A 19814-nucleotide genomic window follows, 5' to 3' on the forward strand; every position below is an offset into this window, starting at 1 on the left:
AGCGTTCGGGAAGCATTGGTCATCCCGCTATTGTCGCACGACCAACTATTCTCCAGCCCCGCTAAACAACCGGCCCTCAAGGGAGTTCGCCAACGGCCTCACTAGTAGTCAGTTTTGAGGTCGGCAGATTGAAGGCAGCAGCACGGACCGCTTTATACACGGAAGACATTGGACAGAGTTTGACCAATCATTACGAATGACGTGCTCTACCAGCTGAGCTACACCGGTAACCTTCTCCTCCCTGGCCCTACTATGGCTCTACTAGTTCTACTCCTTTGCCTCGAACTCACTGATTTCGCAAGCCATACTCGCGGAGATGGTGATGGCAGACAGGAAGACCTTTGGCACCTGTCGTATCGAGTTGCCACACGCCGCCAATCCTTCAGTTTGCCGAACATGATCTCGATGCGGTTGCACCGTTTGTATCGGCACTTGTCGTATTTTACCGATTTATTCCGCTGTTTTTGGCCAGGGATGCCTATAGTCTAAAGAGGTATCGCATCGCCTCCCTTCAGTCGCCGTCTGGTTAAAGATTGGGCTTAACTCTTCGCTTCACCTTCGGGCCGGTGCTGAGGCCGCCATGCAACCTGCAACGCCGCTTTCCAGGTACAACCCGGGCCTGACATTGGCCTCCTGCTCGGGTTTTTGCACCGCACTCCGGGCGCTCTGACTTAGGCAATGGTTCTGCACCATCATTTAAGCCCAGTTCCGCCATGCGCTTGCAGTTTACGCCGTGGCACTGAGAGCAATCCCTTTGGTAGTTTCTGTGTTTGTGCGCTTCCGCAGGGCAAGGCCGCCAACGTGATAGAAGCGCGCCCAAGTCTATGGGGTCGTCTTTACAACGCGCACGGAATTTCTTCTCAAAATTGGTCGGGCGTCCCATCAGAAAACACCAACATTTATTAGCATAGTCTGCAAACCCCATGATGCGCGAAATCCTCGGTGTATTTCGGTTCGCGGTTCGTTGGATTTCTCATCTTTATTCTTCAATACTTGCCTTACGAGTAACCTCAATCCGTGACACTTTCTTACCGCTATTTGCTGAGCCCTGAGGCACTGTCCAATTTTTGGTAGCACATGCTCGCCTGATCATATGTCAAACGAATTTGACCTTTTTCGAAGCCATACAGCTGCGTATCCCGGACTTTCCAGGTAATGATACTGACAAATTGTTCGCCGCTTGCGTTCTCATCTTGATGGACAGTGAAGCCTAGACTTGGCTTGTTGGCAAAGGCCGCACTATCCGCAATGTCATAGCCAGTCGGAGGCCTTGGTCTCCCATCGGTCGGCATTTTCCGCGGATGGGCGATTACGCAGACATGTGTGTCGAACCGTTCCGCCCAGGTGCGTATCTGTTGCAGCGCGAAATTAATGTAGTTAGTGACGCTCTCGCCCGGCTCCGGCAAGTGTTCTAACTCGTTCCAGGGGTCCACGACGATGAACTTGCAATTATCGCGTATCGCCAATGTGTAAATCATCGACTTAAGCCAACCCAGATGGTGCTTGGTTTCATCAAATTTCCGATGAACGATGCGAAACAAGCAATCCAGGTCTTGTCCACAAAGCGCCTGCTCGGCGTTGGAGAGGGTGTCCCAGGCTCTGCCGGTGTGCAATCTGGCAAGATGATCTCGGGTTCGGTAAGGATGGGTTTCGAAGGACAACATCCCGACCTTGATGTTTTCTTTTCGCGCAATCTGATAAGCGGCGAAAGTGGTGAACGTAGACTTGCCCGATCCCGGCGTTCCGGTTCCCACCGACATAGCACCCACCTCGAACCCCAGACCGTAGTCGAAGGGGGCCGTTCCAATCCGAAGAACTCGACGCGGTGGCAATGGAGGAAGGTCTGATATCCCGGTGATAAATCCACCTAGCGGGTCTACTGGTTTGGCCTCCACAAGGCACCGGGAAAGCCCGCTCTCTCCAAAAGACATCAGGACGTCGTTGGCATCTTTGCATTCTTCCGGCCATGTTACATAGCGTACATCGTGTCCCGTAAGAATGTTTGCCACAGTCTTGGGAAGACTGGCCCCGGCTTCGTCATTGTCACCTGCCACGATCACATAGGGCGAATTGCGCAACCTTGCTTCTTCAACCAGCAGACAATCTCGTTTACCACCGTCTGGGGTCCAGCCATCCGGTAGCGACACCGCTCGCAGAAACCCTGCCTGCATTACCGAAAGACAATCAATTTCACCCTCGGTGATGACAATTGGGCCTTTGTCTTTTAACGCATCCTCATTGTACAGCCCCCGGCTGATCCCTTGGGTGCTGCGCCAGTCCTTGCACTCAGCCGCCCGAAACTTACCAGCGTAAGGCTCGCCGTTGCGCGAATACGGGAACATTATTGCCGTGCCGAGTTGAGGATGATCGACCTGCTTGACCTTCATATCCGCTAATAGCGCTCCGTCCAGTTTGCGAACATCCTGTAGCCATTTCATCACGTCCATCGAACTCACCCCCGCTCCAACCACAGTGCCAACAAAACCAAACGACACCGTCTTCCGTTTCCGAAACGCTCAAACATGGGTCAAACTTCTTCCGCCGGTAAGGGCTGCACTTCGGGCATTGCGTCCTGGCCCGTCTGTCGTGCCAGCGCTGAACGCGGATCTCGCGCTTGCTCAACAACTCGGTTAGCGACATGGCTTAGTGCCTCCCATCGTGTTACCCCTTGGGCCGCTGCAGCTAAGGTTTCCGCTCGGAAGCGGGACAGCCCACCCAGGTATTCCATGATTGCTGCTCGTTCCTCGAAGGCGTCTTGATCAAAAATCATAGTTACCCCCTAAGCGGAATGCGCCCAAACGCACCGAATTGCTCGGTTTCCCCGACAACCCGAAGCTTGGTTCCTACGTTTTCTGGGAAAATGCCTTTCCACCCGTTCTGAATGGACAAGTTAAATACGTCGTCGGGGTTCGGATGCTCACCCAGCTTCGCCACCATAATCTTCGCTGCATGCGGAGTTAACGGCGCATTAAGCTCTCGCCGATACTCAATAAAATCTAAGGCGACTTGCGGCGAACAGCATTCGGCAAGAATTGCCGCTATATCTTCTTCTATCTTCTTATCTTTCTTTATCTTTGTCCCGCTTCTGTCCCGCTTCTGTCCCGGTGACTGGTCCGCTTTCTGTCCCGTCCCCGCTGTGCTGCCTTGATATTTGTCGTAGTTGCAAATGGTTATGATAAGGCAACCTGTCCCGGCCACTGTCTCGATCATTGTCTCGTTTTTTAACCGGGTGAGAAAACGGTCGACAGCGCTTTTCGACCAATTCCATTTGGTAGCAATGAAACGGATAGAGTGGCAGAGTTGACCTCGTTTCAGGTGGATTGACTTTCCCGAAACGTCAACAATGACGTTCTTCCAAGCGGCCTGTGCAACTAACCAGTCCCAGGCGTAACCACGGCAGAACTTTTCTTTGACAAAAAGGTGATGGTCAAACCTGTTTCGCTGCGCTTTTAGGAATCCGCTCACGGTATTGCCTCCTGTTAGTTTGACCAGCACACGCCACCGTGGCGCAGAGCGCAGAGGCGTGCATCGTTTCTGGAGGCAGAAACCGATGGAGCAAGGTGTTCGGTAAATGCGATTACGTGGCCCAGGATTTCGCGAAACCCAAAAGCGATCTTCTTGCAATGGACTAGCAACCGCCCTCCCGATCCTTCAGAAATGGAAAGCGTACTTTGATCCCCTCGTGCGTCGGGCTGGCACACCGGACACGGTCCGACAATATAGTTCTCGAACCAAAGACCATTTCGTTGCAATGCAAACTTATTTGGGTAAGTCACTGCAGCACCTTTCCAGCAACTGGGCGACTTTCAATCCACTCCAAGATATCAGCTTCTCGCCAAGCAACTGTCCTAGGACCCAACTGTAGTGGCTTTGGGAAACGTCCAGAATTGATCCACTCATAAATGGTCGAACGGGAAAGGCCTGTCAGCGTTTCTACCTCCGGACGACGGATTAGTTTGTTCTGCATATCGGTTTCTCTCGGCACTGGTCGAACATGACCAAACCGTGACGGAAACCAAAAGAAAGAGATAATGGAGGAAAATCAAAAAATCAGATCAATTAATTTTCTTCAAAAACTCAACAGCTTGCTTGGAATACTCTTCGGGATTTGCCTCCACAGATCCTGCAGCGAACATATCTTTTACAAAGAAGTAGAACTTTCCGTAGGATTCAGATTCGTAGGGATCCCAAGAAGGTTTGGAAGGAATCCCCCCGAGCACCTGAAATGCCAATGCACAGTGTTGTGCTATGCTTAAGGCATCATCTTTGGTTGGCCGTCCACGGCCTCTTATTTTCTCGGCACCCCTAGCAACGTTAAGTGCCAGAGCCGTCTGGTTGCGCAAGCTTTTGATTTGGCATTCCGCTTCGGCGACTTTGTGTGCATAGCCCATTCGCACATCTGGATAATAGTAAGCACCGAGCTTCATATCATCGCCATCAAGGAGACCTATCATTGCTCGAGACAAAATCTCTTGCCCTAAATTACTCAGCGAAGAAATTGCCTTTAATGAAGCACTGAGACTGCCGTGAAGTTGCTCAAGCTGGTTCGCTGCCGACCTAACACTTTGTTCATGCGTTCTTCCGATTCGACCTCCAATGCTTGCCGACAACACCGAGCCAAGCACTTTAGATAGCAACTCCACCAGAAAAGGCGGATGGCTGGGAAAATGCTTTTCGAATACCTCCCTCGCGGCCACTTCATATGTGTTTTCAGGCAATGTCATTTTGTCATTTCAAATTGGAAACGAAGAAAGCTGTTTTGTGCGTTGGTGCCTGTACAGTGCAAATGAGTCAATGATGCCACTTCAGATACAACAACAATCAAGCCGGAACAGTTAAACCGGGCCAACCAACAATGAAGTGAACACCGAGGCGACGACCTTCAGCGATACCTCGTGGGTCAATCACAGTCGTATATGTCGATAGAAGTAACCCTACGGGCTTTACTCCAATGAGCTCTTCCTACGCTACCGTTGCATGTTACCTACAGTACCCTGCCCGCTTCAAACGAGACTTAGCAGCCGGGGTTTCCAAATGCCTATAGCGCCCACCCGAGTACCTCGCGCAATCCAGAGCATGCCCCGCAGCAATCACTGCAGCACCAATGTCTTGTCCGTCCGCGTAACAAACACCAACCCAGCGATCATGGGTGCGCTCGCCATTGAGACTGCACTCGATGTTCTTGCCGCGAAGAAAGTTCACCATCCAGCGTTTAGCATCCTGACCAGAACGAGTGCCAAGCTCCGGCGCATCCACGCCGTTCAAACGGACTGGAGTGCCATCGACAACGATCGTGTCGGCGTCGCGCACTTGGAGGCCACCGGCGGCTGCGGTAGTGGCGAAAAACGCCAAGGCTATGGTTAGCTTGTTGAACAAGGCGAAGTCCTCGATGTCTCGTGTTAATCGATAATTTGGGTTGCTATGCGGGTATCCACGAGTTCTTCCTTGATAAGCGCATAAATTTCTTCGGGTGGGGTGTTCAGTGAAAACAGCATCAATGACGGGTCGACACCCAAGTCAATCAGGTGCTGCATCGTCTCTCCTTGCCCCTTCTGGATGCCTTCTACTGCGAAGACGACAGGAATTAAGCGAGGCTGGTCGTAGTAGTGCTGGTGCATACCTACAATGCCGCGAAGAGAGACGATGCGTTCCTCACCGCCTGCAAGGACGTAAGGACATGACGATACGCACATCGAACCAGCTAGAACGGCAGTAGCAAGCTCAGCACCTCTCACCTGCTTACCAATGGACAGTGCCTCGGAAACCACTCCTCCCGGGCTGTGGAGAGCCACAAGGTCGGGCTTCTCCTGCATGTCGGACAGGTACGAAGCGAAACGGGCCGAGTCGTCCACCTCTATCTGGCCGCTAAGAAGCAGTATCCTACCTAGTCCTTCGACTTCCTGAACTGAGAAGTCCAACCGGTTAGGAAAAGCCTCTGGCACGGGTACGTCGAGAGGTCCATCCTGCGGCAGAAGCGACGGATCGCTACGATCAGTGCGATACTCTCGACGCTGATCTCCGGGGGATATCGGACCAGTCGGGAGTTCAACCCGCTCCTTGAACGGGCTTGGCACTACACCAAGAACGTCCGACGCTATCAGAACGCCTGCAATGGCGAGCTGCAGGATCAGTACGTAGCGCAGCCCTGAACGAGGATCGAGACGACTTAGTAAGTTCATCACGTTTCATCTTTTTGTGGAGTAGCGCGGTTGAGGATAGCTGCGTCGGCCACGCCCATTGTCGCCTCTACGTCCTTCATGGCGTTCATTGCGGCTCTGAGGTCAGCAAGTGTCAGAGTATCCTCGATGCTCATGCCGTCCTTGCCGCTGCGGATGGCGGCCTGTGTGATAGCCAGCACAAACACCAACACGGCGGGCAACAAGTCGATGGCAATAGCTCCTGCCCACGAAGGTACGAAGTTGTGGGCGTACTTGATTACTGCATCGGCGCTGGAAATCGGGTTGTACGCCGTCTCGATGGGCGGCTCCATGTCCAATACCTCGTCAGCGGCGTTCTTGAGTGTCTTGCTGCGTTGGTCCAGCGCATTCAAAACGGAGTTGATTGTGGACGATTGCGCGTCTCGTACGTCGGAACTGCGCCCATCAAGCTCTGGAAGTACGACCGAGGATGGCAGGTCCTCAGCAGCACGAGCAACAAGTGGTGCCACGCTGTACTGGTTGAGGCGCGAGATAACACCCGCCAGCTTCACGCTTTCCTCGGAAAACTGAACCGAACGGCGATCCACTGGACCGGGCGCTACAGTAAGCTCGCGCATTTTCGCGAGGATTTCGTTGCCTTGTTGGAAGGCTTCCTCGATGGGTTCTTGCTGCGCCGCGATCTGCTCTTCAAGGTTTCGCAACTCCTCGGCTTTTTGTGTCAGCACACGAAACACGGCACCCCGACCGGCGGTACCTGAGAGGTCTCCGGACTGCTCGAGTTCAGCCAGCTCTTCAAAACTCTGGCGGGCGCGTTCCACCTCGCGACCCAACGCTTGACCACTGAGGGCTATGTCGTGGGCTTGCTCGAGAGCAGCTTGGTAGTCACGGACAGTGTTCTCCAAGTGTTGTTCGACTGCCGCCGAACCTGCCAGTGCGGCTGCGTTCAGCCAGCTAGACATGGCGATAATGGCGACAGAGCCAACAATCGTGGAGATCGTCAAACCAATGAAGCCACTAGCCGTACGCATTGAAGGCAGCAGACGGAGCATGTAGCTCCAAAAGACGAAGATGCCGACAGAGACAGCGATTGAGTACGCAACGGCTGCGAAGAATGAGACTGCGCCGTTGTCTTCGAGCAATGAGGACACCCCGAGATAGGTGTAAATACCAGATGCGATGGCCAGAACACCCAAGGCAGCGGGCGTAAAAGTGTCTAACCACGCTAGATGACCTTCTAGTTCTTTAGCAGTCCGAAGTCCCTTTGCTTCCTCCGCCGTCAAGCGATCCTTGTTCTCCGTCATATTACATCTTGCTCCACACTCATCACGCGATAGTTCGTCACTTAATCATTCATTAAGACTTTTCACCCTGGGTTGCATATCTGGGCGCTACGAAGCAATTGCTTGCGCGGAACTGCCATTCTTCTGTGAGTTCCCGCCAACTTGCGCCCGTAGTTCTAGTATTGGCAAAGAACACCAACTACCTGAAATTCAGGTTGTTATTCTGGGGAACTAAGTAAGTAGAGACCAACTGTCTCGCAGTCCTAGGCGTGAGATCGCTCAGCGAAGCAAATCAGTCACATCTCTCCGATTGAATATAAGATGTCCCTAGCAAATCAACCCCGACGTGTGCTTGGGTCGATCCTGATCCGGTGTGACAATATTGGTTGAACTAACTTTTTGGGGGCCTGGTTCGTGGAAATCTTGATAGTTTTGGGTTTGGGTTTGGCTGGTGCGGTGTATTTGACAGTTCGCAGCAACAGGCCTGGTGACACAACGACTCGTCCGAGCCAGTCAGGTGTGCATGAGAAACCAAGATTAACCTCAAACGAAGGACGGCGCACTTCGCAGCCACAGCGCTTTGATGCTGCCCACAAGTTACCCAGACCCGAAGTATCCATAGTAACGGGTTCGGCGTACGTAGTAGATGGCGATACATTGGTAATAAAGAAAACCCAGATCCGTCTGTTTGGCGTAGATGCTCCTGAGATGGATCACCCCTACGGAAAGAAGGCAAAATGGGCACTCGTTTCACTCTGCAAAGGTCAAAAAATTAGGGCAGAAGTGACCGAGCAAGACGCCCACGGACGGGCTGTTGCAAAATGCTACCTTGAGGACGGCCGTGATTTGTCCGCTGAAATGGTCAAACTTGGTTTAGCGATAGATTGGCCAAAATTCTCAGGTGGAAAGTACCGGTCAATGGAAATGCCTGATGCCCGAAAGAAGCTGTGGCTGGCAAACGCAAGACAAAATGGACATACGGGGTTGTGGAAGCAGTATGAAGAGAAGCAAGCCGCTCGGAAACTAAACGACTAAGAGACGTCCGAAACCACAACCTAGCACAGCATGTAACCAAAGGCGGCATAGTTGGGCGTCGGCCCAACGAAGACAATCATTGGGCTTTGCATTCTGGCTGTTCTACGAACAAACCGTGAAACGTTAATCCAAACATGTCGGCGTAAAACTGGTTGGTACAATAGTGATTTCGTTAAACCTAACTCAATTGGCTAAATTGGAACCTATACTACTTCTTGGCCGTTCTAAGCTGGTCCAAATAGTCAGCCCACCACTGAGACAACCGGGTTCTCTCATCCCAGTACTGTCCGCGAGCATAAGCTCGGCGAATCTCGTTACCTTCAACGTGCGCAAGAGCCCTCTCTATCGCGTCGGCGTGCCAGCAACCTGCTTCATTGGCTAGCGTAGAGAATATTGCACGAAAACCGTGTGCTGACATCTCTTCTTTGCCATAACCCATTCTGCGAAGAGCAGCGTTGAGAGTGTTGTCGCTCATGCATCGTTTGGATGATCGAATAGACGGAAAAAGGTACGTTCCCCAACCAGTCAAATTCTTTAATTCTGCAAGTTTGAATTGCGCCTGGTTCGAAAGTGGTACTGCGTGAGGGCGGCGCATTTTTGCGCGATGAGCCGGGACTATCCAAACAGTGCCGCTTTCATCAACTTCAGACCACTCAGCCATGCGAAGCTCCCCAGGTCTTAGAGCAGTTAGTGCCAAAAGTTGGAGCGCAATCCTGGTAGTTGGCTGACCTTCGAATCCGTCGATGGCGTTTAAAAGAGCCCCTACGCCTTCCGGGTCAAGGATTGCTGCACGGTGATTTGGTTTGGGTCGCACGAGGGCGTCTTTCAAGCCAAAAGTGGGATCATTGTCAATGAGGCCCTGCGAAATCGCATATCTAAATACTGCTCCAGCAGCTGAACGCATACGCAATGCTGTTTCGTAAGTTCCTTTTGCCTCGGCTTTCTTTAACGGCACCAGAACATCACGTGCAGTTATCTGCGCTATGGGCATTGATCCAATTTCTGCGCACAGCATATCGTGAAGCCAACTTGTTTTAGAGAGGGTTGCCGACGCCCTTCCTTCTTTGCGCTTTTTCTCCAAAAGATCCGATGCTAACCGCGAAAAGGTAGCATAATGCTCAGCTACCTGTTCTGCCTTCTTCTTTTTTAATACTGCCGATGGGTCCTGGTTGACCGCTAGCAATGATCGAGCCTCATCGCGCTTAGATCGGGCCTGCTTCAATGAAACATCCGGGTATTTACCCAAAGCCAGCAGTTTCTCCTTGCCCAACCAGCGATACTTGAAACGCCACAGTTTAGATCCATTAGGCTTTGTGAGTAGGAATAACCCGTCAAAGTCGGCTGTCTTGAAAGGTTTGTCCTTCGGCTTCAGCGCTCGAATCTTTGCGTCACTTAGAACCGACATGGGGGTACCTCTTTTCTTGATCGAAACGGTACCCCAGATTGATACCCCCTTTTGGGGTACACTTGGCTGGACCACCTGGGACGATGCCGGACATAAATCACGACGATACCCAGCAAAAACAATCTAGTATCAAACGATTTCGGAAACAACAGGAAGATTTTGTGGTGCCCGGGGGCGGAATCGAACCACCGACACGAGGATTTTCAATCCACTGCTCTACCCCTGAGCTACCCGGGCACGGGAACGACGTTCGTCGTTGGGTGGGGGCCTTCTATGACTTGCTACCAGCGGTGTCCAGAGGCTTTTTCACATTTTTTCAATGTGGTCGCTTTGGTGTAAAGTCCTGCGTGTCATCCTCGGCTTCAAGGTCCTCTTCGCGCTGCGACGGAACCGAGTAGGACCCGTTCAGCCACTTGGCCAAATCAATGTCCGCACAGCGCCTGGAACAAAACGGACGAAACTTCTGCTCGGTCTCGGCACCGCAAATCGGGCAGCTCATTTCAGGACCTCCATCACAGGAACGCGACCACGCTTTCGCTGCAACTCAAAGTGGCCCAGCGGGGTCCAACCTGCAAGAATCGTCTCGTCCGGGTCTGATCTGAACGCATTACGTAAAGCGGATTCGAACCCGCGGCGATCCTTCTTTGGCATGGGCGCGAGGTCCAGCGTAATCTGACCAGCCAGCCCACGTACGCGCAAAGCACGGGGCAGCATCTTGGCGCAGGCGAAATTGGCCTTGGTGCCCGCCGCGAGCGAGGTGTCCGCTCCGGTGTTCACATCCACGGCGACCAATGCGCGTGTGGGTTCGATGTAAAGATGCCCCCCGCCCGGCAAAGGCTCGGACGCTCCACGCACGGTATCCAACGCATCCAGAACGCCGTGGGTTTCGAACCCGCCCTCCTGGGTCACGACTTCGGCCGGGTCGGTCCAGTCGCGCCAGGCAAGGATATGGGGGCTGTCACCCTCGCTGAGAAGTTCAGGCTCGGTCCCGTCGTCATTCATCACCTGCTCGGCCTGCGTCAACATGGCCGAGATGTCTTCCGAGATCTCTTCGGCATCCGCACCCGCGCAGCAGGAGCGCAGGATCAATCCATAGGCGCTGTCACCCATCTGCTCGTGCGCGATTTCAAGCAGTTGATCTCGTATGTCCTCGTCCTTGATACTGCGCGAAATGTTCAGGCCCGGAGCGTCCGGCGTAACAATCGCATAGCGGCTTTTGAAAAGGATGCGATTGCTCACCGGTATGGCTTTGCCGGGCTCTGCAAAGCCGGTGACCTGTACCAACAACAGGGCGCCGGGACCCAAGCCTTTGACTTGTCGCAGGAAAGCAGGGCCATCTGGCGTGGTCAGGAACATTCCGCCCTGCCCCTTGACCGGGCGGTCAGCGCGGGCGCGGTAGATCGTGCCGGGCGCGGGTGCGTCTGTGGCTATCAAGAAGTCATCCAACTTGCCGTCAACCATCAGCGCAGCCGCTTCGCGGCCTTGGATGTGGTCCAGAACAATGGTGCGACCTTTCATGATGCCTCTCGATACAGTGGATAGCCGATGCCTTGCAGCAAGGCCGCGGTCTCGGACAGGGGCAGGCCGACGATGCCAGTAAACGACCCCGAAATCCATGGAATGAAAGCCCCTGCGGGCCCCTGAATCGCATAGGCACCTGCCTTGCCGCACCAGTCTCCGGTCGCCAGATAGGCGTTGATCTCGACATCCGACAGACGTTTGACCTTGACCTGTGAGACGACATCACGCTGTAGCACACGGTCTCCGCGCCGGACCGCAACCGAGGTGATCACGCGGTGACGACGACCAGACAGGGAATGCAGAAACTCCGCTGCCTGCCCCACATCCTCGGGCTTACCCAGAATCCGACGCCCCAAGGCCACGGTGGTATCTGCACAGAGGGTAACGTCACCTCTATCCGCCTGAACAGCCTGCACTTTTTGGCGCGTGATGCGGTGGCAATACGGAACTGGAAGCTCGCCCTTCAAAGGCGTTTCGTCGATGTCAGGAGGGCAAATGGCATCGGGCCGCACGCCAAGCTGGGCCAGCAGGTCCAGCCGTCTTGGGCTGCCCGATCCGAGAATGAACGCCATTGCGGCAGGCGTTACTTGAAGCGATAGTTGATCCGACCCTTGGTCAGATCATATGGGGTCATCTCGACCTGAACCTTGTCGCCGGCCAGAACACGGATGCGGTTCTTGCGCATCTTGCCTGCCGTATGTGCGATGATCTCATGGCCGTTTTCCAGCTCGACCCGAAACGTCGCATTAGGCAGGAGTTCCTTCACGACACCGGGAAATTCGAGCGTATCTTCCTTGGCCATGTTGTCTCCATCATTACGTTGCACCCGCAGAATCTGCGGGGGTGTGCGCTTAAATGAGCCTATTTCGGCCTTATTTCAAGGGCGGAATCACCTAAAGAGCGGATATTGTGACCGATTCGACTCGAGCGGCCTGTTCCTCCCAATGGGTTCGGTTCAGCACGTGACCGTCTGCGCGGACCTCGACGATGGCTGACAGGTCGACATCCGCATAGGTCCAGCCAGGCTGATTCAAAGTGCCTTCGGCCAGCACACCGGTGGCCGGAAATCCCTTGTCGGGCGGGCCAAAGACGCCTCCGGTCCCGGTGTTCTTATCCACCGCCTCGGACCACTCGTTGTTCCCGACCAGCGAGGCCATAACCGTAACACATTGATTTTCCAAAGCTCTTGACATTGCGCCAATCCGCACGCGCCAGTAACCTGAAAGCGCTTCGGTACAGGATGGCACAAGAATCAGGTCTGCTTCGTTCAACGCGCGGCCCAGCAACGGAAACTCGCTGTCATAACAGATCAACACACCGATCTTGCCCAGCGCGGTGTCGAACAGCTTGAGCGGACCACCCGGGGCGATGTCCCAATCCTCGCGTTCGAACCGGGTCATGATCTGTTTGTCCTGATGGTCGCAACTGCCATCCGGCGCATAGAAGGCGGCACGGTTCACCGGACGCCCAGGGCCATCCACAACCGGCGCGGACGCACCCAGAATGTAGGTTTTGTACGTCCTGGCGAGGCGGGTGTGCAGGTTTTGTACATCCTCCATCCGGTCGGACACGGCCCGGACCGACCGCTCCAAATCGCCGGCAACCTCGGCCCCGTCGAGGGTCGACAGCTCCATCGCGCCGTATTCGGGAAAGACCAACAATTCGGCCCCCTGCCCTGCGGCCTGGGACACCCACCCCTCAAGCTTGTCTTCGTATTGCGCCCAGCTGTCGAGCCAGTCGAGGTTGTAGGCGGCAGTTGCGACTTTCATGGCAGCGTCCCCGTGCGGTCAAATTCGCATGACCTTAGTCGCGGACGCAGACCGGAGTACAGCCCAATTACCCTGCGGTCGTCGGATCGATGATCGTGGTCACTTCGGTGATCGTGTTGGCCGGGAACCCGCTGAGTTCCGCATGCTTGTGGATCGCGTCCTCGCTCTCGGCCAGATAGATGCAAAAGGTCTTGTCACCAGCAACATAGGAATGCTCCCACTGCACGCCGGGTATTTGCGCCAGCGCTTCGTTCGACTTCGCAGACGCGCCGCACAGTTCGTCACCGGACATGGAACCGACACCCGGAAGATCGCGTTCGATAACATAGCGTTTCATGGCAATTCCCTCACAGAAAACCCAACACTAACATGATTCGGGAATTTCTTCTGCGTTTGGCGTTCAGAGATCCCGGATCCAGAACTGCAACGGCTTCTGGGTCTCGCCCTCTTGCCCGATATCTTTCCACGAAAACTGCGCGATCGCACCGGGCAATGGTTCATACCCCCGCGCGCGCCAGAAGGCATCCAGCGGGCGGTAATCGTCGGGCCGCATCGGATGATCTGCCGGGCGTTGCACGCCGCAGAACGCGCATTTGGTGAAACCCAGCGCGCGGGCGTGGGCTTCGCGGGCGTCGAAGAATTTGTGACCGACACCCTGCCCGCGATAGTCGGGCAGCAGCACCGATTCGGCGCAATAGAAGATGTCCTTCAGATCAAACCCGGTGCCCTCGAAGGCCGCCGCGAAATCTTCGGCGTGGTCGGTCAGAGGGGCGCCGGTTGATGCGCCGATCAGGCGGTCGTCGTCGAATGCGCCCACCACGATGGCCTTGTCGCTGTCGCGGTAGGATTGCAGGTATTTCCGTTCATATTCCAGGTCGCCATCGTAAAGATACGGCCAGGCGTGAAATACCTTGATGCGCAGCCGGGCGACGTCATCCAGGGCGGCTTCCAGAGCCGCTCCGGTCAGGGGGCGGACGGCGGTGACCTCAGCCATTCGAAACCTGTTTGGTCCAGTCCGCCAGGTTGTAGAAGGTTGTGACGCGGGTGATCTTGCCATCCTTCAGGTCGAAGAACGAGCCGGCAGGCAGGCGGTACGTCTGGCCATGCGCATCCGGCAGGCCATCATCGGTTTCCAAATAGGTTCCGTTGACGATGAATTCGGCTGCGGCGCGGGTGCCGCCTTCGGCTTCGAACACGACGATGTCGGTCAGGTTTTCTTTGTAGCAGCGGTTCATATGCGCGCAGAACGCGGCGAATTTGTCCTTGCCAATGCGGATCTGGCCTTCGTTCACGTGATGGGCCACGTCGTCGGACAGGCAGGCCAGCATGGCATCCACGTCACCGGCATTGAAGGCTTCGAAATAGGTTTTGACGGTCTGGTTCATGGTCACTCCGTAGGTTCGCCCCAGCGGTCTTTCAGATGTTTGATGATCTGATCGCGGGTCTGTCGGTAGTGATGTAGCTTTTCTTCGCGGGTCTCGCCCAACCCGGTAGGGTCCATTATTGGCCAATAATCGACATCGAGGTGAAAAACCCGGGTCAGTTCCAGCGCCCGGCGCTGGCTGGCGGGCGAAAGTGCCACGACCAGATCAAACGAGCTGAGATCGTCGCCCCATTCCTGCATCTCGTCAAAGGACCGCGAGCGGTGACGGGACAGTTCCACACCCACCTCGTGGCAGGCCGCGATGCAGAACCCGTCAATCTCCAGATCGTTGTGCACGCCTGCGGACTGCACATAGGTGCCCGTGCCGTAAAACTTCTTCATCAGCCCCTCGGCCATCGGAGATCGAACCGAGTTGTGGTCGCAACAGAACAGGACCGACTGCGGCAGAGGCTTCACCCGTCAGCCCCCAAAATGCAGAACGCAGATCAGCGTGAACAGGCGCCGGGCGGTATCGGTATCCACTTCTGCCTTTCCCTCCAGCCGTTCCTGTAGCACGCGGCTGCCTTCGTTGTGGATGCCGCGGCGGGCCATGTCTATGGTCTCGATCTGGCTGGGAGGCAGCGACTTGACCGCGTCGAAATAGCTTTCGCAGATCTGGAAGTAATCCTTGACCACCTGCCGGAACGGGCCAAGCGACAGGTGAAATTCGGCGGCTTTTTCATTCTCTTCGGTCGCGATATCAAAGACCAGCCGTTTGTCGCGGATCGACAGTTGCACGTGGTAAGGCCCATCAGGAATGACGCGGTCATCCCGATTGGGCAGCGAAAAGCTGTTGTCTTCCAGCAGATCATAGATGGCAACCTTGCGTTCCTGCTCGATCTCGGGGGTCGGCGGCGGCAGGTTTCGGTCATCCAGTTCGATATGCGAAATGCGGGTCATCGTTATGGCTACAATCCTTTTGTCAGCACAGACCTATATCAACGGAATCCAGTCGGCAACGCAGAGAAGAGCCATATGTGTCCGGTCTTTGCGTCATTTCAGCCATTCAGGCGGTTCAGACGCGCTGTGACAGAAAGGCCGTGCGCCTCGAGGCTTTCTGATTGCGCCAGTTGTTCAGCGGCGGGCCCGATGGCGCGCAGGGCCTCGGGGGTCATCTGGCTGAGCGTGGTGCGTTTGAGGAAATCCATCACGCTGAGCCCGGACGAGAACCGCGCGGACCGGGCCGTCGGAAGCACGTGGTTGGGTCCACCGACATAGTCGCCGATGGCTTCGGGCGTGTACTGGCCCAGAAAGATGGCCCCGGCGTGGATGGTTTTTTCGCTCAGCGACACCGGGTCTGCGACGCAAAGCTCCAGATGTTCCGGGGCGATACGGTTCGACAGGATTGCAGCCTGGTTCAGATCACGGACGGTTATGATGGCGCCGAAGTCGCGCCAGCTGGCCCCGGCGATGGCGCGGCGTTGCAGGGTTTCGAGGCGCTTTTCGACCGCCTTCGCAACGCTGTGGCCAAAAGCGGCGTCATCCGTGATCAGGATCGACTGCGCGCTTTCGTCGTGTTCGGCCTGGCTGAGCAGATCCAGCGCGATCCAGTCGGGGTCGTTGTCCTTGTCGGCGATGACCAGAATCTCGGAAGGGCCTGCGATCATGTCGATGCCCACCTTGCCGAACACCCGCCGTTTGGCCGCCGCCACAAAGGCGTTGCCCGGGCCCGTGATCTTGTCGACCGGCGCGATGGTGTCGGTGCCATAGGCCAGCGCCGCCACGGCCTGCGCGCCGCCGATGCGATAGACCTCGTCCACACCCGACAGTTGCGCAGCCAGCAGAACCAGCGGATTCACCTGCCCGTCCGGCGTGGGCACAACAATGGCCAGCCGTTCAACCCCCGCCACCTTGGCCGGGATGGCGTTCATCAGAACCGAAGACGGGTATGAAGCCAGCCCGCCCGGCACATAAAGCCCGGCGGCCGAGACCGCCGACCAGCGCCAGCCCAGTGTGGCCCCGGCCTCATCCGTCCAGCTTTGGTCGCTGGGCATCTGACGTTCGTGATAGGCCCGGATGCGGGCGGCGGCCAGTTCCAGCGCCGCCCGGTCTTCGGCCCCGACTTGCGCCACCGCGTCTGCGATCTCCTGCGCGCTGAAGGCCAGCGTTTCGGGTGTCAGCTCCAGCCGGTCGAATTTCGCGGTCAGTTCAATAACCGCCGCGTCGCCCCGGTTGCGGACATCGTCGATGATCTGCGCCACAACCGCGTCCACATCCGGGCTGTCCTCGCGCTTGGCAGACAGCAGGGTTTGGAAGGCGGCTTCGAAATCGGGCGATGTGGCGTCAAGGAAAACGGGCATGATCTGGCACTCCGGGCGTTGCGCCACGGGACATATCGCCCACGGGGCGCGGCCTCAACCCTCAGCCCCGGGGGTGCAGCGATTTGCGCATGGCAAAGCAGGACAGATCCTGACGGTCACTGCATTGACCGGTAACCTTCCAGCCGTGGCGCAAATAGAATTCCCGGGCGGTCTTCGTGCCGTCCAGATGCACCTCGGTACAGCCGCACGCGGCCAGTTGCCGTCCCAGCCGCTTTAGCAACGCGGCCCCCACCCCACTGCCGACGTGATCCGGGTCAACATAGAGCAAGGTGATCTTGCCGGTTTCTAACAACCCACCGACCGCGGCCACCTGCCCTTCACGCTGGGCCAGCCAGATCTGTGATCCCGGCTTGAACCAGCCCCGTATGGTCGCCGCGTCTTTGTTTGCGGTCCATTGTTTCAGATGGTCGGGATCATTGTTGTGATCGGCCACACAAAGCTGCGTGATCGACCGGATCAGCACGCGGCTGATGTCGAACACATCGAACACCGTCGCCGGACGCAGGGCAATACCCTCGGACACATTTGAAAACGCCTGAGAAATGCCGCGCTTGTTCTGCATCTATTCGGGGTGCTGCGGCGCCCGGCCGGATGGGGCCCGATACGGGCGCGTGACGTCCTTGAGCGTGGCATCCAACGCCTCGACCTTCAGGCGGATCGCGCCGTCACCCGCCAGGGTCAGCAAGAGCTGACCCGCGCCATCCTCACCGGGTTCGAATTCGACGGACAGCAGCGACATGACCATGTCCTTCTCACTGCGATCTATGCCCTGACTGGCCACGGACAGAACGGAATCAAAGACCAGCACCGACTGCACCCGTTCAAAGGGGCGGTCACGGCGGGCGGCGGCATCCTTGTCTTCCCAGCGAAAGCGGTTCAGCAACAGGCCAAAGCGGCGGTGCGACGGTTGCCATTTCATCTCGGTCACGGGAAAAACCGCATCCTGCACGAGGGTCGAGATCACCTTCAGGTCTTCTGCATCCTCAGCCCCCAGATTCAGCGGGGCTTCACGCCCGTCTTCAAAACTTGCGTCCGTCATTCGCCCTTGATCCGTTCGATTTTTGCGCCCACGCCTTCCAGCTTGCGCACCACATGTTCATATCCGCGGTCCAAATGATAGACCCGGCTTACCGTCGTCTCACCTTCTGCCGCCAATCCGGCAAGGATCAGCGACACCGAAGCCCGCAGATCCGTCGCCATCACCGGGGCGCCTTTCAGGGTTTCGACACCCGTGACGGTGGCGGTGCCGCCGTGCACCTCGATATTCGCACCCATGCGCACAAGTTCCGGGGCATGCATGAAACGGTTTTCGAAAATACGCTCTTCCAGAACCGAGGTGCCTTCGGCGGTGCACATCAGCGCCATCATCTGCGCCTGAAGGTCGGTCGGGAAACCCGGGAAGGGTTCGGTCACCACATCCACAGCCTGCACACGGCCGTTCTTGCGCGCCACTTTCAAGCCGTTTTGGGTTTCGGTGACACTGACCCCCGCCGCGTCAAGCTTGGCCGCAAAGGATTCAACCAGCGCCATGCGCCCGCCCAGCAGTTCGACCTCGCCGCCGCAAATCGCCGGGGCCAGCATATAGGTGCCCAGTTCGATCCGGTCAGTGACAACCTGATGGGTGGCACCGTGCAGCCGGTCGACACCCTGAATTTCTATGGTCGAGCTGCCCTCGCCCGAAATCTGCGCACCCATCTTGCGCAGGCATTCGACCAGATCGACGATCTCAGGCTCGCGCGCGGCGTTCTTGAGCACCGTGGTGCCCTTTGCCAGCGTCGCCGCCATGACGATGTTTTCGGTGGCTCCGACCGAGGCAAAGCGCATCTCGTGCACCGCCCCTTTCAGGCCGCCCGGAGCCTTGGCGTGCAGATAGCCGTCCTTCAGCTCGATCTCGGCGCCCAGCGCCTCGAGCCCCTCCACATGCAGGTCCATCGGACGGGCGCCAATCGCGCAGCCACCTGGCAAAGAAACAACTGCCTGCCCGAACCGTGCCAGCAAGGGGCCCAGCACCAGATTCGAGGCACGCATCTTGCGCACGATGTCATAATCCGCCGTTTGGCTGGTCAGGCTGTGGCTCGACATCGCGATCACCTGACCATCTTGCAGCGACGACACCTCGGCCCCCAGCGATTGCAGCAAGGCGGTCATGGTCTTGATGTCGCTGAGACGTGGTGCGTTGGTCAGCGTCAGCGGTTCTTCGCTCAGCAAGGTTGCAGGCATCAGCGTCAGACACGCGTTCTTGGCCCCCGCAATCGGTATCTGACCATTCAGCGGGCCGTTGCCCGTCACCAGAATCGAATCCATCTGCTCTTATCCCTTGTCCTTGTCGGCCTTGTCCCCAGAGGCCGCCCGCGCCTTGGCCTGCGCCTTGCGCCGGGCCATATTGGCCTTCAGCGCCGCTTTCAGCCGCTCTTCGCGCGCATCCCCGGATTTGCCTTGTTTTTTGGGTGAATTTTTATTCGTCATGATCTTTCTCTACAGGAGGTGAAAAAAACCGTCCAGACACCCTTGCGCCCCGTTTCGTTTGAGTCTAATCACCCGCCCACAGCGCTGCTGTAGCTCAGAGGTAGAGCACTCCCTTGGTAAGGGAGAGGTCGAGAGTTCAATTCTCTCCAGCAGCACCATAAAATCAGATACTTAAAAGATTGTCGACGTGGCCCCGTCAGGGACTGGCGACCACATGGCGACCATCCACAGGATTTCTCAGCCGGTGGCTAAGTCGCACTGACTAGGCTGAGAATTCGATGATAGGCTGCATCTACCTGACGAACCCGCCCCCCGGCCTACCCCCTCAGTCGGCCGCGCGCTTGAGCAGCCTCAACTGACTGGTCCAAGTTGATTGTTAGCGCATCATCGGCCTGTGATCCATCGGGATGATGGTTTCGGGCGCTGGCGGGCGGTA

General features: G+C 56.4%; 25 protein-coding genes, 2 tRNA genes and 1 pseudogene. 2 read left to right on the forward strand and 26 right to left on the reverse strand.

Going from position 1 to position 19814, the window contains the following annotated elements; all coding sequences use genetic code 11:
• Positions 1 to 267: 267 nt before the first annotated feature.
• From GOW60_RS20110 to GOW60_RS20145, 9 genes and pseudogenes are all read right to left on the reverse strand, one after another.
• Positions 268 to 476, reverse strand: a pseudogene (locus GOW60_RS20110) (hypothetical protein); the annotation flags it as partial.
• 50 nt (positions 477 to 526) lie between these two features.
• The gene (locus GOW60_RS21505) at positions 527 to 925 is read right to left on the reverse strand and encodes an HGGxSTG domain-containing protein (protein ID WP_371813400.1); all 399 of its coding nucleotides are present in this window, start codon (positions 923 to 925) and stop codon (positions 527 to 529) included.
• 109 nt (positions 926 to 1034) lie between these two features.
• Positions 1035 to 2447 (reverse strand): toprim domain-containing protein, encoded by a 1413-nt coding sequence (locus GOW60_RS20115; protein WP_171230681.1) that lies wholly within the window; start codon positions 2445 to 2447, stop codon positions 1035 to 1037.
• Between the two features lie 325 nt (positions 2448 to 2772).
• Positions 2773 to 3465, reverse strand: a complete 693-nt coding sequence (locus GOW60_RS20120; RefSeq protein WP_171230682.1) for a hypothetical protein — start codon at positions 3463 to 3465, stop codon at positions 2773 to 2775.
• A 307-nt stretch (positions 3466 to 3772) separates the two neighbouring features.
• Positions 3773 to 3967, reverse strand: coding sequence for an AlpA family transcriptional regulator (locus GOW60_RS20125; RefSeq protein ID WP_171230683.1), 195 nt, complete (start codon positions 3965 to 3967; stop codon positions 3773 to 3775).
• Between the two features lie 88 nt (positions 3968 to 4055).
• Complete coding sequence (locus GOW60_RS20130) at positions 4056 to 4724, reverse strand: hypothetical protein (protein WP_171230684.1); 669 nt, start codon at positions 4722 to 4724, stop codon at positions 4056 to 4058.
• A 256-nt stretch (positions 4725 to 4980) separates the two neighbouring features.
• Positions 4981 to 5376 carry a thermonuclease family protein gene (locus GOW60_RS20135; RefSeq protein WP_171230685.1) on the reverse strand — a complete coding sequence of 132 codons (396 nt, stop codon included), beginning with the start codon at positions 5374 to 5376 and terminating at the stop codon, positions 4981 to 4983.
• 23 nt (positions 5377 to 5399) lie between these two features.
• A complete protein-coding gene (locus GOW60_RS20140; protein WP_171230686.1) occupies positions 5400 to 6182 on the reverse strand; it encodes a hypothetical protein in 783 nt (260 codons plus the stop codon).
• The gene (locus tag GOW60_RS20145) at positions 6179 to 7459 is read right to left on the reverse strand and encodes a hypothetical protein (RefSeq protein ID WP_170385602.1); all 1281 of its coding nucleotides are present in this window, start codon (positions 7457 to 7459) and stop codon (positions 6179 to 6181) included. The genes GOW60_RS20140 and GOW60_RS20145 overlap by 4 nt, the downstream gene beginning before the upstream one ends.
• Positions 7460 to 7852: 393 nt before the next feature.
• On the opposite strand from GOW60_RS20145, the gene GOW60_RS20150 reads away from it, so the two are divergent.
• The gene (locus tag GOW60_RS20150; protein ID WP_171230687.1) at positions 7853 to 8473 is read left to right on the forward strand and encodes a thermonuclease family protein; all 621 of its coding nucleotides are present in this window, start codon (positions 7853 to 7855) and stop codon (positions 8471 to 8473) included.
• A 208-nt stretch (positions 8474 to 8681) separates the two neighbouring features.
• Here GOW60_RS20150 and GOW60_RS20155 read toward each other — a convergent pair whose 3' ends face one another.
• From GOW60_RS20155 to GOW60_RS20235, 17 genes are all read right to left on the reverse strand, one after another.
• Positions 8682 to 9878 carry an integrase arm-type DNA-binding domain-containing protein gene (locus GOW60_RS20155; RefSeq protein WP_171230688.1) on the reverse strand — a complete coding sequence of 399 codons (1197 nt, stop codon included), beginning with the start codon at positions 9876 to 9878 and terminating at the stop codon, positions 8682 to 8684.
• Positions 9879 to 10040: 162 nt separating this feature from the next.
• A tRNA-Phe gene (locus tag GOW60_RS20160) sits at positions 10041 to 10115 on the reverse strand.
• A 79-nt stretch (positions 10116 to 10194) separates the two neighbouring features.
• A complete protein-coding gene (locus GOW60_RS20165; RefSeq protein ID WP_170346183.1) occupies positions 10195 to 10377 on the reverse strand; it encodes a DNA gyrase inhibitor YacG in 183 nt (60 codons plus the stop codon).
• Complete coding sequence (locus tag GOW60_RS20170) at positions 10374 to 11396, reverse strand: ribonuclease E/G (RefSeq protein WP_171230689.1); 1023 nt, start codon at positions 11394 to 11396, stop codon at positions 10374 to 10376. The genes GOW60_RS20165 and GOW60_RS20170 overlap by 4 nt, the downstream gene beginning before the upstream one ends.
• Positions 11393 to 11971, reverse strand: coding sequence for a nucleoside triphosphate pyrophosphatase (locus GOW60_RS20175; protein WP_171230690.1), 579 nt, complete (start codon positions 11969 to 11971; stop codon positions 11393 to 11395). Before GOW60_RS20175 ends, GOW60_RS20170 begins: the two co-directional genes overlap by 4 nt.
• Before the next feature lie 11 nt (positions 11972 to 11982).
• The gene (infA, locus tag GOW60_RS20180; RefSeq protein WP_005978431.1) at positions 11983 to 12201 is read right to left on the reverse strand and encodes a translation initiation factor IF-1; all 219 of its coding nucleotides are present in this window, start codon (positions 12199 to 12201) and stop codon (positions 11983 to 11985) included.
• 91 nt (positions 12202 to 12292) lie between these two features.
• Positions 12293 to 13168: a carbon-nitrogen hydrolase family protein gene (locus GOW60_RS20185; RefSeq protein WP_171230691.1), complete on the reverse strand. Its 876-nt coding sequence runs from the start codon at positions 13166 to 13168 to the stop codon at positions 12293 to 12295.
• Positions 13169 to 13235: 67 nt separating this feature from the next.
• On the reverse strand, positions 13236 to 13505 hold the full coding sequence (locus tag GOW60_RS20190) for a DUF4242 domain-containing protein (protein WP_152458857.1): 270 nt from the start codon (positions 13503 to 13505) through the stop codon (positions 13236 to 13238).
• A gap of 63 nt (positions 13506 to 13568) precedes the next feature.
• Positions 13569 to 14162, reverse strand: a complete 594-nt coding sequence (locus GOW60_RS20195) for a GNAT family N-acetyltransferase (protein WP_171230692.1) — start codon at positions 14160 to 14162, stop codon at positions 13569 to 13571.
• Positions 14155 to 14553, reverse strand: a complete 399-nt coding sequence (locus GOW60_RS20200; protein WP_152458860.1) for a ketosteroid isomerase-related protein — start codon at positions 14551 to 14553, stop codon at positions 14155 to 14157. Before GOW60_RS20200 ends, GOW60_RS20195 begins: the two co-directional genes overlap by 8 nt.
• Positions 14554 to 14555: 2 nt before the next feature.
• The gene (locus tag GOW60_RS20205; protein ID WP_171118521.1) at positions 14556 to 15008 is read right to left on the reverse strand and encodes a low molecular weight phosphatase family protein; all 453 of its coding nucleotides are present in this window, start codon (positions 15006 to 15008) and stop codon (positions 14556 to 14558) included.
• Positions 15009 to 15011: 3 nt separating this feature from the next.
• Positions 15012 to 15491 (reverse strand): UPF0262 family protein, encoded by a 480-nt coding sequence (locus GOW60_RS20210; RefSeq protein ID WP_152458863.1) that lies wholly within the window; start codon positions 15489 to 15491, stop codon positions 15012 to 15014.
• A 98-nt stretch (positions 15492 to 15589) separates the two neighbouring features.
• Entirely contained in the window at positions 15590 to 16891 is a 1302-nt protein-coding gene (hisD, locus tag GOW60_RS20215) for a histidinol dehydrogenase (protein ID WP_171230693.1), read from the reverse strand.
• Positions 16892 to 16952: 61 nt separating this feature from the next.
• Complete coding sequence (locus GOW60_RS20220; protein ID WP_171230694.1) at positions 16953 to 17474, reverse strand: GNAT family N-acetyltransferase; 522 nt, start codon at positions 17472 to 17474, stop codon at positions 16953 to 16955.
• Entirely contained in the window at positions 17475 to 17951 is a 477-nt protein-coding gene (locus GOW60_RS20225; RefSeq protein ID WP_171230695.1) for a DUF2948 family protein, read from the reverse strand.
• Positions 17948 to 19216 (reverse strand): UDP-N-acetylglucosamine 1-carboxyvinyltransferase, encoded by a 1269-nt coding sequence (gene murA, locus GOW60_RS20230; RefSeq protein ID WP_152458871.1) that lies wholly within the window; start codon positions 19214 to 19216, stop codon positions 17948 to 17950. The genes GOW60_RS20225 and murA overlap by 4 nt, the downstream gene beginning before the upstream one ends.
• 6 nt (positions 19217 to 19222) lie before the next feature.
• Entirely contained in the window at positions 19223 to 19378 is a 156-nt protein-coding gene (locus tag GOW60_RS20235; protein ID WP_171206177.1) for a hypothetical protein, read from the reverse strand.
• Positions 19379 to 19461: 83 nt separating this feature from the next.
• Here GOW60_RS20235 and GOW60_RS20240 point away from each other — a divergent pair.
• A tRNA-Thr gene (locus GOW60_RS20240) sits at positions 19462 to 19536 on the forward strand.
• The last annotated feature ends 278 nt before the right edge of the window (positions 19537 to 19814 follow it).

This window comes from Ruegeria sp. HKCCA4008 (genome assembly GCF_013033125.1).
Classification (GTDB): domain Bacteria; phylum Pseudomonadota; class Alphaproteobacteria; order Rhodobacterales; family Rhodobacteraceae; genus Ruegeria.